Annotated in this window: 13 protein-coding genes; 8 read left to right on the forward strand and 5 right to left on the reverse strand. The window is 60.4% G+C overall.

Annotated features, from left to right (window positions below; all coding sequences use genetic code 11):
* Nucleotides 1-29: 29 nt before the first annotated feature.
* Together ACHPFG_RS05205 and ACHPFG_RS05210 are read left to right on the forward strand one after the other, a co-directional pair.
* A complete protein-coding gene (locus ACHPFG_RS05205) occupies nucleotides 30-647 on the forward strand; it encodes a glutathione S-transferase N-terminal domain-containing protein (protein ID WP_027604841.1) in 618 nt (205 codons plus the stop codon).
* 17 nt (nucleotides 648-664) lie between these two features.
* Nucleotides 665-1,084: a ClpXP protease specificity-enhancing factor gene (locus ACHPFG_RS05210; RefSeq protein ID WP_131698448.1), complete on the forward strand. Its 420-nt coding sequence runs from the start codon at nucleotides 665-667 to the stop codon at nucleotides 1,082-1,084.
* A gap of 60 nt (nucleotides 1,085-1,144) precedes the next feature.
* Here the strand turns inward: ACHPFG_RS05210 and ACHPFG_RS05215 are convergent, their stop codons facing one another.
* Entirely contained in the window at nucleotides 1,145-2,734 is a 1,590-nt protein-coding gene (locus ACHPFG_RS05215) for a glucan 1,4-alpha-maltotetraohydrolase domain-containing protein (RefSeq protein ID WP_431701760.1), read from the reverse strand.
* A 278-nt stretch (nucleotides 2,735-3,012) separates the two neighbouring features.
* Here ACHPFG_RS05215 and ACHPFG_RS05220 point away from each other — a divergent pair, with 278 nt between their 5' ends.
* Nucleotides 3,013-3,759 carry a FadR/GntR family transcriptional regulator gene (locus ACHPFG_RS05220; RefSeq protein WP_259242150.1) on the forward strand — a complete coding sequence of 249 codons (747 nt, stop codon included), beginning with the start codon at nucleotides 3,013-3,015 and terminating at the stop codon, nucleotides 3,757-3,759.
* Nucleotides 3,760-3,796: 37 nt separating this feature from the next.
* Here ACHPFG_RS05220 and ACHPFG_RS05225 read toward each other — a convergent pair whose 3' ends face one another.
* Nucleotides 3,797-4,039, reverse strand: a complete 243-nt coding sequence (locus ACHPFG_RS05225; RefSeq protein ID WP_431701761.1) for a hypothetical protein — start codon at nucleotides 4,037-4,039, stop codon at nucleotides 3,797-3,799.
* A gap of 274 nt (nucleotides 4,040-4,313) precedes the next feature.
* On the reverse strand, nucleotides 4,314-5,468 hold the full coding sequence (locus ACHPFG_RS05230) for a phospholipase (RefSeq protein ID WP_431701762.1): 1,155 nt from the start codon (nucleotides 5,466-5,468) through the stop codon (nucleotides 4,314-4,316).
* Between the two features lie 242 nt (nucleotides 5,469-5,710).
* Between ACHPFG_RS05230 and kdgD the strand changes: the two genes are divergently transcribed.
* The 5 genes from kdgD (at nucleotide 5,711) to ACHPFG_RS05255 (ending at nucleotide 12,253) form a co-directional block, all read left to right on the forward strand.
* Nucleotides 5,711-6,622: a 5-dehydro-4-deoxyglucarate dehydratase gene (gene kdgD / locus ACHPFG_RS05235; RefSeq protein ID WP_027604837.1), complete on the forward strand. Its 912-nt coding sequence runs from the start codon at nucleotides 5,711-5,713 to the stop codon at nucleotides 6,620-6,622.
* Between the two features lie 54 nt (nucleotides 6,623-6,676).
* Entirely contained in the window at nucleotides 6,677-8,122 is a 1,446-nt protein-coding gene (locus tag ACHPFG_RS05240; RefSeq protein ID WP_027604836.1) for an aldehyde dehydrogenase family protein, read from the forward strand.
* Between the two features lie 98 nt (nucleotides 8,123-8,220).
* Nucleotides 8,221-9,585, forward strand: coding sequence for an MFS transporter (locus ACHPFG_RS05245; protein WP_131698442.1), 1,365 nt, complete (start codon nucleotides 8,221-8,223; stop codon nucleotides 9,583-9,585).
* An 11-nt stretch (nucleotides 9,586-9,596) separates the two neighbouring features.
* The gene (garD, locus tag ACHPFG_RS05250; protein WP_431701763.1) at nucleotides 9,597-11,150 is read left to right on the forward strand and encodes a galactarate dehydratase; all 1,554 of its coding nucleotides are present in this window, start codon (nucleotides 9,597-9,599) and stop codon (nucleotides 11,148-11,150) included.
* Nucleotides 11,151-11,311: 161 nt separating this feature from the next.
* Complete coding sequence (locus ACHPFG_RS05255) at nucleotides 11,312-12,253, forward strand: AEC family transporter (RefSeq protein WP_131698440.1); 942 nt, start codon at nucleotides 11,312-11,314, stop codon at nucleotides 12,251-12,253.
* On the opposite strand, the gene ACHPFG_RS05260 is transcribed toward ACHPFG_RS05255, so the two are convergent.
* Both ACHPFG_RS05260 and ACHPFG_RS05265 read right to left on the reverse strand, forming a co-directional pair.
* Nucleotides 12,250-12,630 (reverse strand): carboxymuconolactone decarboxylase family protein, encoded by a 381-nt coding sequence (locus ACHPFG_RS05260; RefSeq protein ID WP_431701764.1) that lies wholly within the window; start codon nucleotides 12,628-12,630, stop codon nucleotides 12,250-12,252. The genes ACHPFG_RS05255 and ACHPFG_RS05260 overlap by 4 nt on opposite strands.
* Nucleotides 12,627-13,673: a calcium/sodium antiporter gene (locus ACHPFG_RS05265; protein WP_431703441.1), complete on the reverse strand. Its 1,047-nt coding sequence runs from the start codon at nucleotides 13,671-13,673 to the stop codon at nucleotides 12,627-12,629. Before ACHPFG_RS05265 ends, ACHPFG_RS05260 begins: the two co-directional genes overlap by 4 nt.
* Nucleotides 13,674-13,693: the final 20 nt, after the last annotated feature.

The raw sequence follows: 13,693 nt of genomic DNA on the forward strand, positions 1-13,693 counted from the left end.
CATAATTTCAACAAGCGAGGAGGACCGCCATGGGCGTGACCAATCGGTTGGCCTGTTACTCCGACCCCGCCGACCACTATTCCCACCGAGTACGCATCGTACTCGCAGAGAAGGGTGTCAGCGCCGAGATCATCAGTGTGGAGGTGGGTCGTCATCCGCCGAAACTGATCGAAGTGAACCCTTACGGCAGCTTGCCCACCCTGGTCGATCGTGACCTGGCGTTGTGGGAGTCAACCGTGGTGATGGAATATCTGGATGAGCGTTACCCGCATCCGCCTTTGCTGCCGGTGTATCCGGTGGCCCGTGCCAACAGCCGCCTGCTGATCCATCGGATCCAGCGAGATTGGTGCGGGCTGGTGGATTTGATTCTGGATACCCGCAGCAAAGAAGCTGCTCGGGTGCAGGCGCGCAAGGAATTGCGCGAGAGCCTGACCGGTGTTTCGCCGTTGTTCGCCGATAAACCTTTTTTCCTCAGTGAGGAACAAAGCTTGGTGGATTGCTGCCTATTACCCATACTCTGGCGCTTGCCGATTCTGGGCATTGAACTGCCACGGCCGGCCAAGCCGTTGCTTGATTACATGGAGCGCCAGTTCGCGCGTGAGGCTTTCCAGGCGAGTCTGTCTGGTGTCGAACGCGATATGCGCTAAGGCTTAAGGAGCCGTTGATGAACTCCAGTCGACCTTACCTGGTCCGCGCGCTCTATGAGTGGATTGTGGATAACGATTGCACCCCGCACATGCTGGTCAATTCCGAATTTCCTGCGGTTCAGGTACCGCAGGGTTTTGCCAGTGACGGGCAGATTGTGTTGAACGTATCACCCAGTGCCGTGCGCCACCTGCACATGGACAATGAAGCGGTCAGCTTCGAAGGGCGTTTCGGCGGTGTGCCGCATACGCTGTTCGTGCCGATTGGCGCCATCCTCGGCATCTATGCCCGGGAGAACGGCCAAGGCATGGTGTTCGATCTGGAGTCGCCTTTCGAGGACGACGAAGCGATTGAAAACGAAGACGGCGATGATGTGCCGCCACCGGAGACCGAGCCGCCGCGTCCGAGCGGTCGGCCGAGCCTGAAAGTGGTGAAGTAAAGTGCGTAAGTCTTCGGGCCTACGTTAAAAAATGCCTCGGCTCTGCCGGGGCTTTTTTTGTCAAAAATTCCCCGCTGTTTCGCTGGCAGCCCCCGTGGTGAACTGATTGTTGAGGCCGTCTTGCCAGTAGACCTCGTTGATATTACTCAGGCTGCGGATCAGGCATTTCCATTCGATGTGTTGCTGGGTCGGCCACACGACAGTACCGCTCCAGCGATTGGCTGTGCCGGGTTGCAGTGCGATGGCGTGGGCCGGGTCCCAGGCGCCGAGTTCGATAGGCGATCCCACTGCGTAGACTGCCTGGCCGAGCCCCGGCCTGACGTTGTCGCAGTGCAAAGTGGTCGTGGTGTCGGAAGGTGCCGGGGCGGCCTGCCACGAGCGGATGCGCTGCCCGTCCGCAAACAGCGCAGGGCTGAAACCGTCAGGCACCTTGGAGAGGTCGGAGTCCAAGGCGATCAGTAGGCGCTTGCGGCTGCCTTGGATGGCGGCCACCAATCCTGAATAGTGGGTCTGGAACCTGATCGGTGAATCGGCACTGATACCGGCGTCCTTGCGCAGGCTGATCAGCTTGCGGATCAGGTCGCCCCGGCCCCAGTCGTACATATCAGGCCAATACACAGTGGGCGTACCGGGGCTCAGCAGGATATAGGCATAGGCAATATTGCGTTGCGGATCGGCAAGGGACCAATGGTGCTGCCCGCCGTATTGCCCTGGCGAATAACCGGTGTCGTGGTTATCGACAAAGGTAACGGCGACCTGTCGCCATGCCGGGTCGGGGTTGCCATTCAAGCCATGGCGCCACTCGGCCAAGCTGCCATTTTGCATGCGCTCCTTGAGGGCGAAATCGAACACGCTGCAGTGGGACCGATCCGACCAGTCCTTCAACGCATCCTGCCAACTGGCCTGACTGCGCCAGTCGTTCGCCGGATACTCGCTGGGGCCTTTCCACAACTCGCCGACGCAGAACGCTTGGTCACCAAAGTTTTTCATCCACACATCGACCCGCTCCGGCGCGTAACCGCGCGCAAAATCGAAGCGCAAGCCTTTGGCGCTGTAGTTGTCCCGCAGGTTCCTGAATTCCTGCATGAAGCGCTGCGAGACTTCCGAGTTGCTTGTGTTGAGGTCGGCCGAACCGCTCATGAACGCGTCGCCTTCATCACAGACGACGGGCGTTGTGCAGTCATCGCGCCACAGCTTGAGGCCCCTGGGGAAGCGTATCTGTTGACTCGGCAGCTTGTCGTTCATATGGTTGGGCACCACGTCGTATATCGCTTGCACGCCGGCCCCTGCCAAGGCGGCGACCGCCTGTTTGAGCTGGCTGTCACTGCCGTATCGGCTGTTCTTGTCGAAGTCGCTCCAGAAGTAACCTTCACCGCCACCGGACGTTCCCGACGCCGCGTCGCTCCAACTGGATTGATCGGTCCAGGCGGGAGGCAGCCAGATTTTGGTGAAGCCGTCCTGGCCGATAGTGGGGGCCATTTGTGTCAGCACCTCATACCATTTCTGCGGAGCATTGCGGCTGGAGTTCCAGTGGAAGCCTTGCAGCAGGATGTCTTCGCCACCTCCATTGCGCACAGTCGGCGGCGCCGCGTGGACGGTGCATGCCAGCAGCCAGACAATCGTTGTGCAATACCAGCCTGTGCGTTTCATCACCCGCCACCTGTTTGCTGGAACAGGCTTTACTCTGCTACGAGGATGCAAACCCGTCTGCTGTCATAATTGCCAGGTGCGGGAGATCGTTTGGTACTAAGACTCAGGTGTGAAGTAGCCACGCGTTATGTTCGAGTTTGAACCCCTTTGCACGAGGGGGCAGGTACGGCCGGGGCTGAAAGCTGCCGGCTTGTACATGAAAGTGCGGTACAAACGGTGATCGTACAACCGCCATGGGCTATGATGCTGTTTTAGTCCGCCGAGATAGATGATTCCACATGGAAAACGCCAGCACCGCCCCTCGTCTTCCCCGCAAGCGCCGCAGTCTTGCCCAGGAATTGGTCACGGTGTTGTCCGAGCAGATCCGCGACGGCCAACTCAAGCGTGGCGACAAGCTGCCCACCGAATCGGCGATCATGGACGCCCATGGCGTCAGCCGCACCGTGGTCCGCGAAGCCATCTCCCGCTTGCAGGCGGCGGGGCAGGTGGAAACCCGTCATGGTATCGGCACCTTTGTGCTGGACACGCCTAGCCCGAGCGGCTTTCGCATCGACCCGGCCACCGTCGTGACCCTGCGTGATGTGCTGGCGATTCTCGAACTGCGTATCAGCCTGGAAGTGGAATCCGCCGGGCTGGCCGCACTGCGCCGTAGCGATGAACAGCTGGCCTCCATGCGCGCGGCCCTCGATGCCCTCAATGAAAGCGCGGCGCACGCCGGTGATGCAGTGGCCTCGGACTTCGCATTCCACCTGGAAATTGCGTTGTCCACCGGCAACCGCTACTTCACCGACATCATGACCCACCTGGGTACCAGCATCATTCCGCGTACGCGCCTGAACTCGGCACGCCTGGCCCATGATGACCACCAGCACTACATGGGACGCCTGAGCCGCGAACACGAAGAGATTTATGAGGCGATTGCCCGCCAGGATTCGGATGCGGCGCGGGCGGCGATGCGTTTGCACCTGACCAACAGCCGCGAGCGGCTGCGCCATGCTCACGAAGAGGCTGAAAGGGCAGGCTGATAGGCCGCAGGTGGCTCATGTGCCGTTCAGCGTTTTTCTATGACGCTTGCATTGATTGGATGTAGGACGCTAACGAGTCTAGTGTCGCTTCCTTCGCCACGTCGTCAGGAAGGTTCAACTGAAGCACCTTCACGGACGTGTCAATCACACGACGCCTTTCGTTCTCGTCAGCGATCAGCTCGGCCAAAGGCATATCGGGATCAAAGTCTTGATCTTTTTTATCCCGATTGGCTTGGAAACTGGAGGCCAGTAGGCCGAAAATTTCATCAGTGGTTTTCATGACGCACCTCTCTCATCAACCTTAGTAAAAGAAGCAAAAATCAAGCACAGACCGAAGCTGGCGCAACGTTATGGCCCTTGATGTTCAGTTGCACTGATTTTCCTGGGGCCCGTTCCCTTGCCGGCCTATGATGTGGTGGCCTGAGGCTTCAGGCATCAGAAGGGCTGCAACAAATCGCCTCAGGAGACAATTCCTAAGCCCCTGAGGTGTGTTATCCGCCCTTGATGAGCGGTGCATAACTGTTAGAAATCACAGTATCGACAGGCGGTACCGCTTAAACCGGGGTATTCGGTTTGTAACCCTTGAGCAACAAATACGTACTCCACCCCCACCAATCATTGGTCCAGTGCTTGTCGTTGAGGTCATTCACCTCCTTGCGTCGCAGCACCTTGTCGCCCTCCATCTTGAACAATGGCGAGAAGTTATTCGCCGGGTTCTGTGCCGCGTTCAAATCGGGCACATACAGCGGTGCCTTGAAGTTGGCCGGGGAGGGCGCAACGCCATTGATGAAGGTTTCGAAGATCTCATCAGCGGATGCCTGAACGGCGCGTTTGACCTGTGCCCGATTGGCTGCGTCGATACTGTCGAAATAGCGTTTGTCGCCATAGGCATGCCACTCGTCACCCATGGCATTGCGTACCTTGAGCCCGAACTTGCTGTCTTCATCGTGCATGAAACGGCTGATCAGCGAGCCCAATTCGCCCGGTGCGACGACCGCTGCCAGCTGTTTGCGCGGCACCCGCAGGTGGCCGGCAGAAAACAGATCGGTCAAGAAGTGATCGGCAAAGCTGTTCATGGCGTAGGCCAGTTCCAATGCCTGGTCGGTGCCGGTTTGGTGCGACACCACGGCCTGTTGCAATGCGGCTGCATGCCCTGCCAGGTAAGCCGCCAGCGCCGATTCGCCGAAGTGGTCGGCATTGTCCGCCGCCAGTTTCAGGTAGCGCCCCAATGGGACCAGTGCCGACACCGCGCTGCCGCCACCGGTGATGCGGTTCCATTCCTCGGACAACGTATCACCCAGGGCATCATAGGCTTCATGGGCTTGCTTGCCGTCCTTGATCGCCTGGTTGACCGCGCTGATCTCTTTTTGCATCACCGCCAGGATCTTCGGCGCTTCGTCCCGCGCGGCTGGCAGCACGGCCAGTGAGTTGAACGCTGCGCTGAAACGTTGCACACGATCGGCAGGTGAGGTGCCCTCGTTGATAGGCTGGCCGGGGATGCCATAAAAGTCACCGCCCAGGGCGATCACTTGGCCGTAGGTCAGTGCCAGCCCGTTAGGCAGATGCAGTTCGACTTGCCGCGCGGGAATTGCCGGGGCGTCCTTGCTGAAGCGCAACAGCGTATCGTCGCCGATGGCGGTGTGTTCACTGCCTTCGAAACGCAGGGTAGGCGGTTTTTTTTCGGGTGCTGCGAGTTCAAGACCTGACATGTTAGCTCCTTGCTATGTCGTAGGAATTTTCCTTAATTGCTGTATATCTATACAGCTGTATCGAGGATAGAGGAATAATTTCCTACGTCAAGAACACCGCTGCCTGAGCCGTTCAACTCACTCAAATGCACAACGCCGATGAATTGGAGTTGACGAAATTATTTATAGTTGTACGATGACGTACGACATCAACAAAACCAACAACCTTTCAATAGAAAGTCTTCGCCCAGGGTGTTCGAATAATGAATCCACAAGAACTGAAGTCCATCCTCTCCCACGGTCTGCTGTCTTTCCCGGTGACCGATTTCAATGCCCAGGGTGACTTCCACCAGGCAGGCTATATCAAGCGCCTGGAATGGCTGGCACCTTACGGCGCCACTGCTTTGTTCGCAGCGGGCGGCACCGGTGAGTTTTTCTCCCTCGCCGCCAGCGAATATTCCCAAGTGATAAAGACCGCCGTTGATACCTGCGCCACCAGCGTGCCGATCCTCGCCGGTGTCGGTGGTTCGACCCGCCAGGCCATCGAGTACGCGCAAGAGGCCGAGCGCCTGGGCGCCAAAGGCCTGCTGCTGCTGCCGCACTACCTGACCGAAGCCAGCCAGGACGGCGTTGCCGCCCACGTTGAAGCCGTGTGCAAATCGGTCAAAATCGGTGTGGTGGTCTACAACCGCAACGTGTGCCGCCTGACCGCTCCGCTGCTGGAACGCCTGGCCGAGCGCTGCCCGAACCTGATCGGCTACAAAGATGGCTTGGGTGACATCGAGTTGATGGTGTCGATCCGCCGCCGTCTGGGCGATCGTTTCAGCTACCTCGGCGGCCTGCCGACCGCAGAGGTTTACGCCGCTGCCTACAAGGCCCTGGGCGTACCGGTGTACTCCTCGGCGGTGTTCAACTTCATCCCGAAAACCGCGATGGACTTCTACCACGCCATTGCCAAGGATGATCACGCCACCGTCGCCAAGATCATCGACGACTTCTTCCTGCCGTACCTGGACATCCGTAACCGCAAGGCCGGTTATGCCGTGAGCATCGTCAAGGCGGGTGCAAAAATCGTCGGCTATGACGCAGGCCCTGTGCGCACGCCGCTGACCGATCTGCTGCCGGAAGAATACGAAGCCCTGGCCGCGCTGATCGACAAGCAAGGTCCGCAATAAATTATCCACAAGGCCGCTGAGCAATCAGCGGCCTTTTGCGTCAGGAGAAGATTCGTGTCCCAAGTAAAGCGTTTTGAGAACTACATCAACGGTGAATGGGTTGCCGGCGCCGACTACTGCGTCAACCTCAACCCGTCGGAGTTGTCCGATGTCATCGGTGAATACGCCAAGGCCGACGTCACCCAGGTCAACGCCGCCATTGACGCTGCTCGCGCCGCATTCCCAGCCTGGTCCACTTCCGGGATCCAGGCTCGCCACGATGCCCTGGATAAAGTCGGCAGCGAAATCCTCGCCCGTCGCGAAGAACTCGGCACCCTGTTGGCTCGTGAAGAAGGCAAGACCCTGCCGGAAGCCATCGGCGAAGTGACCCGCGCCGGTAACATCTTCAAGTTCTTCGCCGGTGAATGCCTGCGGTTGTCCGGCGACTACGTGCCGTCGGTACGCCCGGGCGTCAACGTGGAAGTCACCCGTGAAGCTCTCGGCGTGGTCGGCCTGATCACCCCGTGGAACTTCCCGATCGCCATCCCCGCCTGGAAAATCGCCCCGGCCCTGGCCTACGGCAACTGCGTGGTGATCAAACCGGCTGAACTGGTACCGGGCTGCGCCTGGGCCCTGGCGGAGATCATCTCCCGCGCCGGTTTCCCTGCCGGTGTGTTCAACCTGGTGATGGGCAGCGGCCGTGTGGTGGGCGACGTGCTGGTCAACAGCCCGAAAGTCGACGGCATCAGCTTCACCGGTTCCGTCGGTGTGGGTCGTCAGATCGCTGTCAGCTGCGTATCGCGCCAAGCCAAAGTGCAGTTGGAAATGGGCGGCAAGAACCCGCAGATCATTCTCGACGACGCCGACCTCAAGCAGGCCGTCGAGTTGTCGGTACAGAGCGCGTTCTACTCCACCGGCCAGCGTTGCACGGCGTCCAGCCGCCTGATTGTCACCGCCGGTATTCACGACCAGTTCGTCGCGGCCATGGCCGAGCGCATGAAGTCGATCAAAGTCGGCCACGCGCTGAAAAGCGGCACCGACATCGGCCCGGTGGTTTCCCAGGCCCAACTGGACCAGGACATGAAGTACATCGACATCGGCCAAAGCGAAGGCGCGCGGCTGGTGAGCGGTGGCGGCCTGGTGACGTGTGACACCGAAGGCTACTACCTGGCGCCGACGCTGTTTGCCGACAGCGAAGCCGCCATGCGTATCAGTCGTGAAGAGATCTTCGGCCCGGTCGCCAACGTTGTGCGCGTGGCTGACTACGAGGCGGCACTGGCTATGGCCAACGACACCGAGTTCGGTTTGTCGGCGGGCATTGCCACCACATCGTTGAAGTACGCCAACCACTTCAAGCGTCATTCCCAGGCGGGGATGGTGATGGTCAATCTGCCGACGGCAGGTGTGGATTACCACGTTCCATTCGGCGGCCGTAAAGGCTCGTCCTATGGCTCGCGGGAGCAGGGTCGCTATGCGCAGGAGTTCTACACCGTGGTGAAAACCAGCTACATCGGTTCGTAATACGCAACACCCAGTGGGGGCCGGAGGCCTGCCGGTCCCCACGACAAAAACAGAAAACCATTACCCGCAAAAAAAATAATTAGTGGGAGTACTTCTACATGCAAGCGACCAAGCCGACCCATGTCCGCTATTTGATCCTGCTCATGCTGTTCCTGGTGACCACGATCAACTACGCCGACCGGGCTACCATTGCAATCGCGGGCTCCAGCCTGCAAAAAGACCTCGGTATCGACGCGGTCACCCTCGGTTATATCTTCTCCGCATTCGGTTGGGCCTACGTGGCCGGGCAAATCCCCGGCGGCTGGCTGCTGGACCGATTCGGCTCGAAAAAAGTCTACGCCCTGAGCATCTTCACTTGGTCACTGTTCACCGTGCTGCAAGGCTATGTCGGTGAGTTCGGTGTCTCCACCGCAGTGGTTGCGCTGTTCATGCTGCGCTTCATGGTGGGCCTGGCTGAGGCGCCGTCCTTCCCCGGTAACGCGCGCATTGTTGCGGCCTGGTTCCCGACCGCCGAACGCGGTACGGCTTCGGCGATTTTCAACTCGGCGCAGTATTTCGCCACCGTGTTGTTCGCGCCGTTGATGGGCTGGATCGTCTACAGCTTCGGCTGGCAGCACGTGTTTATCGTGATGGGCGTGATCGGCATCGTGTTCTCGCTGATCTGGTTGAAAGTTATCCACAGCCCGCGCCAGCACCCGATGATCAACGAAGCCGAGCTCAATCACATCGCCGCCAATGGCGCGATGGTCGATATGGATCAGGACAAGGGCAAGGGTAAGAAAACCGACGGTCCGAAGTGGGATTACATCCGTCAGTTGCTGACCAACCGCATGATGCTTGGCGTGTACCTGGGCCAGTACTGCATCAACGGCATCACCTACTTCTTCCTGACCTGGTTCCCGGTTTACCTGGTGCAGGATCGCGGCATGACCATTCTCAAGGCCGGTTTCATCGCCTCGTTGCCGGCGATCTGCGGGTTTATCGGTGGTGTGCTGGGCGGGGTGATTTCCGACTATCTGCTGCGCAAAGGCCATTCGCTGACGTTCGCCCGCAAGGCGCCGATCATTGCAGGCCTGCTGGTCTCCAGTAGCATCATCGCGTGTAACTACGTTGACGTTGAATGGATGGTGGTGGGTTTCATGGCTTTGGCCTTCTTCGGCAAAGGCGTTGGCGCACTGGGCTGGGCGGTCGTATCCGACACCTCGCCGAAACAAATCGCCGGTCTCAGTGGCGGCTTGTTCAACACCTTCGGTAACCTCGCGTCGATCACCACGCCGATTGTCATCGGCTACATCATCAGCACCACCGGCTCGTTCAAGTGGGCCCTGGTGTTTGTCGGCGCCAACGCACTGGTGGCGGTGTTCAGCTATCTGGTCATCGTCGGCCCGATCAAGCGTGTAGTACTCAAAGAGCCGCCAAGCAAGGGGCCTGAGTTGACCAACCTAACCGAAGCGCATTCCTGAGGGGCCCCGTGATGCAGTTGATTGAACATGCCGACTCGCCGCGCTCCATTCGCCTGCACGAGCGCGACAACGTGGTGATCGTGGTCAACGACCAGGGCGTACCGGCCGGGACCGAGTTCCCGGACGGCCTGGTGACCGTGGATTTCATCCCCCAGAGCCACAAAGTGACCCTGGAAGACATCCCCGAAGGCGGTCAGATTATTCGCTACGGCCAGACCATCGGTTACGCCCTGGCGCCGATTCCGCGCGGCAGTTGGGTCCAGGAAGATCAACTGCGCATGCCCACCGCGCCACCGCTGGACAGCTTGCCGCTGTCCACCGAGGTGCCTGAAACCCAGGCACCGTTGGAGGGGTTTACCTTCGAGGGCTATCGCAACGCCGACGGTACTGTTGGCACGCGCAATATCCTCGGCATCACCACCACGGTGCAGTGCGTGACGGGCGTGCTGGACCATGCGGTCAAGCGCATCAAGGACGAATTGCTGCCCAAATACCCCCACGTCGATGACGTGGTGGCGCTGACCCACAGCTACGGCTGCGGGGTGGCGATTACTGCGACGGATGCCTACATCCCGATCCGTACCGTCCGTAACCTGGCGCGCAACCCGAACCTGGGGGGCGAAGCCCTGGTGATCAGCCTGGGCTGCGAGAAGTTGCAGGCCGGGCAGGTGATGCACGACAACGACAGCTCCGTCGACCTCAGCGAGCCGTGGCTGTATCGGTTGCAGGATTCCAGCCATGGTTTTACCGAGATGATCGAGCAGATCATGGACCTGGCCGAAGTGCGCCTGAAGAAGCTCGACCAGCGCCGCCGGGAAACCGTGCCGGCGTCCGAGCTGATCCTGGGCATGCAGTGCGGCGGCAGTGATGCGTTTTCCGGCATCACCGCCAACCCGGCGCTGGGCTATGCCTCGGATTTGTTGCTGCGGGCGGGGGCGACGGTGATGTTTTCTGAAGTCACCGAAGTGCGTGATGCCATTTACCTGCTGACTTCGCGCGCAGAGACGAAGGAAGTTGCCGAAGAGTTGGTCAGGGAAATGGACTGGTACGACCGTTACCTGGCCAAGGGAGAGGCGGATCGCAGTGCCAACACCACACCGGGCAACAAGAAGGGCGGGTTGTCGAACATTGTCGAGAAGTCCCTGGGCTCCATCGTCAAGTCCGGCAGCAGCGCGATCAATGGCGTGCTGGGCCCGGGCGAGCGCTTCAAAAGCAAGGGCCTGATCTTTTGCGCGACGCCGGCCAGTGACTTTGTCTGCGGCACCCTGCAATTGGCGGCGGGGATGAACCTGCATGTGTTCACCACCGGGCGCGGCACGCCTTACGGGCTGGCGATGGCGCCGGTGGTGAAGGTCTCGACGCGTACGGAGCTGGCGCAGCGCTGGCCGGACCTCATCGATATCGACGCCGGGCGCATTGCCACCGGGCGCGCGACCATTGAGGAGTTGGGCTGGGAGTTGTTCCACTTCTATCTGGACGTGGCCAGCGGTAAGAAGCAGACCTGGGCGGAGCAGCACAAGCTGCATAACGACATCACCTTGTTCAACCCGGCGCCGATTACCTGAGACCGAGTCGCCTGCATCGGAGCAAGCCCCCTCCCACACTGAAGGTATTCACCATTCAAACTGTGGGAGGGGCTTGCCCCCGATAGCGGTCTATCAGGCGCCGTTGGGCTGTATGGCTTATCATTAGCCACCTGACGACGCTCACCAAGGTTCTCCCCGGCATGCTGGCTATCTTCCTCACCACCCTTACCATCACCGCGCCGGTATTCGCCATGCTGTTCCTGGGTGTGCTGCTCAAGCGCATCAACTGGATCAACGACAACTTTATCCACACGGCTTCGTCCCTGGTGTTCAACGTCACCATGCCGGCGTTGCTGTTCCTCGGCATCCTCCACGCCGACCTGCACTCGGCGCTCAAGCCGGGTTTGCTGATCTACTTCTCCATTGCCACGCTGGTGAGCTTTGCGCTGGCCTGGGGCTGGGCGATTTTTCGCTGCAAGCGTGAAGACCGGGGCATCTACACCCAGGGCGCGTTTCGCGGCAATAACGGGGTGATCGGCCTGGCCCTGGCCGCCAGCATGTATGGCGACTACGGCATCTCCCTCGGCGCGATCCTCGCGGCGCTGGTGATCCTGTTCTACAACACGCTGTCGACCATTGTGCTGGCGGTGTACAGCCCGGTGATCAAGTCCGACCCGTGGAGTATCTGCAAAAGTGTTGTGGCCAACCCGCTGATCATCAGCGTCATCGTGGCGGCGCCGTTCGCCTATTTTCAGATTGGCCTGCCGGGCTGGCTGGAAAAATCCATGCAGTACCTGGCGGACACCACCTTGCCGCTGGCATTGATCTGCATTGGCGGCACCTTGTCCCTGGCGGCGTTGCGCAAGAGCGGCAATATGGCGCTGAGCGCGAGCTTGATGAAGATGGTCTGGCTGCCGGTGGTCGCGACCTTAGGGGCGTGGCTGCTGGGCTTTCGCGGGCCGGAGTTGGGAATTCTGTTCCTGTACTTCGGCGCACCGACCGCCGCGGCGAGCTTCGTGATGGCCAGGGCGGCCGAGGGCAATCATGAACTGGCGGCGGCGATTATCGTGATCACCACGCTGATGGCGGCAGTGACCACGAATATCGGGATTTTCGTGTTGCAGGCGGGTGGCTGGATCTAGCCTGCTTTCTGATAGGTGTCGATGACTTCCTGCGCCGCCCGAAACGCATCAATCGCCGCCGGTACGCCGGCATAAACCGCGCAATGCAGCAGCGCCTCGCGAATTTCCTCCACAGTACAGCCGTTGTTCAACGCGCCACGCACGTGGCCCTTGAGCTCCTGCGGGCACTTGAGCGCGGTGAGGGCGGCCAGGGTGATCAGGCTGCGCGTCTTCAGCGGCAAGCCTTCGCGGGTCCACACGCTGCCCCAGGCATGTTCGTTGACGAAGTCCTGCAGCGGCTGGGTGAACTCGGTGGCGTTGCCCAGAGCGCGGTCGACGAACACATCGCCCATCACCTGGCGACGCATTTCAACCCCGGGCTTTTTCTGATCGGTCATTGCGATTCCCTCTTGTGTTGGCGGCGCCAGGCTCGCAGCGTGCTGAACAACAGGAAAGCCACCAGCACTGGCAGGACGTAATACAGCATCAGTTGTTCAAGCTTGTTGGCCAGGGGCATGCCGGTGGTGAATGACATCACGTGCAGCCCATACGCCAGGTACAGGCCCAGCAACACCAGGCCTTCGACGCGGGTAACGCGGTAGCCGGTATAAAACACCGGCAGGCACAGCACCACCACGCCGAGCATCACCGGCAGGTCGAAGTCCAGGGCGTTGGGCGAGACCGACAGCGGCGAGGGCGCGAGCAGCGCGGTCAGCCCTAATACGCCCAGCAGGTTGAACAGGTTGCTGCCGATCACGTTGCCCACGGCAATGTCCCGCTGGCCGCGCAGGGCGGCAATCAGTGAGGTGGCCAGGCATGGCAGGGAGGTGCCGACGCCGATCAGCGTCAGGCCGATGATGCGCTCCGACAACCCCAGGTCCGCCGCCACATCCACTGCCGCGCCGAGCAGCAAATGCCCGGCCAGCACCAGGATCAACAGCCCGCCCAGCATCAGCAGCACGCTGCTCAGCCAGGGCGCCCTGGCGACGGTATCCAGGGTGCGCGGACGGCGGGAATGGCGAGTCTGGTAGTGCAGCACGCCGAGGTAGGCCAGCAGGGCAATCAGCAGCAACAGGCCATCGACCGGCGTCAGTTCTTCATTGGCCGCCAGGGTAAATACCAGCAACCCGGCGAGGATCATCACCGGAATATCCACGCGCACCAGCTGTCGCGAGACGCGCAGGGGGATGATCAGCGCCGACAGGCCCAGGGTCACGAGGATGTTGAAGATGCTGCTGCCGATCACGCTGCCCACGGCAATGTCGGTATTACCGGCCAGGGTGGCCTGCAGGCTGACGGTCATCTGTGGCGCGCTGCTGCCGAACGCGACGACCGTAAGGCCGATGATCAGCGGCCGCACCTTGAGGCTGGCGGCCAGGCGCACGGCGGCGCGCACCAGAATTTCGGCGCCGATGATCAGCAGCACCAGGCCGCTGACCAGTTCGAGCAGGCTCCAGGGCG

The sequence above is a fragment of the Pseudomonas sp. BR20 genome (assembly GCF_050780135.1).
GTDB lineage: Bacteria > Pseudomonadota > Gammaproteobacteria > Pseudomonadales > Pseudomonadaceae > Aquipseudomonas.

Bases quoted from the DNA above. Each gene is read 5' to 3' on its own strand.
- ACHPFG_RS05215 (WP_431701760.1), bottom strand. From the start codon at position 2,734: ATGAAACGCACAGGCTGGTATTGCACAACGATTGTCTGGCTGCTGGCA.
- ACHPFG_RS05230 (WP_431701762.1), bottom strand. From the start codon at position 5,468: ATGTCAGGTCTTGAACTCGCAGCACCCGAAAAAAAACCGCCTACCCTG.
- garD (WP_431701763.1), top strand. From the start codon at position 9,597: ATGCAGTTGATTGAACATGCCGACTCGCCGCGCTCCATTCGCCTGCAC.
- ACHPFG_RS05255 (WP_131698440.1), top strand. From the start codon at position 11,312: ATGCTGGCTATCTTCCTCACCACCCTTACCATCACCGCGCCGGTATTC.
- ACHPFG_RS05225 (WP_431701761.1), bottom strand. From the start codon at position 4,039: ATGAAAACCACTGATGAAATTTTCGGCCTACTGGCCTCCAGTTTCCAA.
- ACHPFG_RS05245 (WP_131698442.1), top strand. From the start codon at position 8,221: ATGCAAGCGACCAAGCCGACCCATGTCCGCTATTTGATCCTGCTCATG.
- ACHPFG_RS05220 (WP_259242150.1), top strand. From the start codon at position 3,013: ATGGAAAACGCCAGCACCGCCCCTCGTCTTCCCCGCAAGCGCCGCAGT.
- ACHPFG_RS05205 (WP_027604841.1), top strand. From the start codon at position 30: ATGGGCGTGACCAATCGGTTGGCCTGTTACTCCGACCCCGCCGACCAC.
- ACHPFG_RS05260 (WP_431701764.1), bottom strand. From the start codon at position 12,630: ATGACCGATCAGAAAAAGCCCGGGGTTGAAATGCGTCGCCAGGTGATG.
- kdgD (WP_027604837.1), top strand. From the start codon at position 5,711: ATGAATCCACAAGAACTGAAGTCCATCCTCTCCCACGGTCTGCTGTCT.
- ACHPFG_RS05210 (WP_131698448.1), top strand. From the start codon at position 665: ATGAACTCCAGTCGACCTTACCTGGTCCGCGCGCTCTATGAGTGGATT.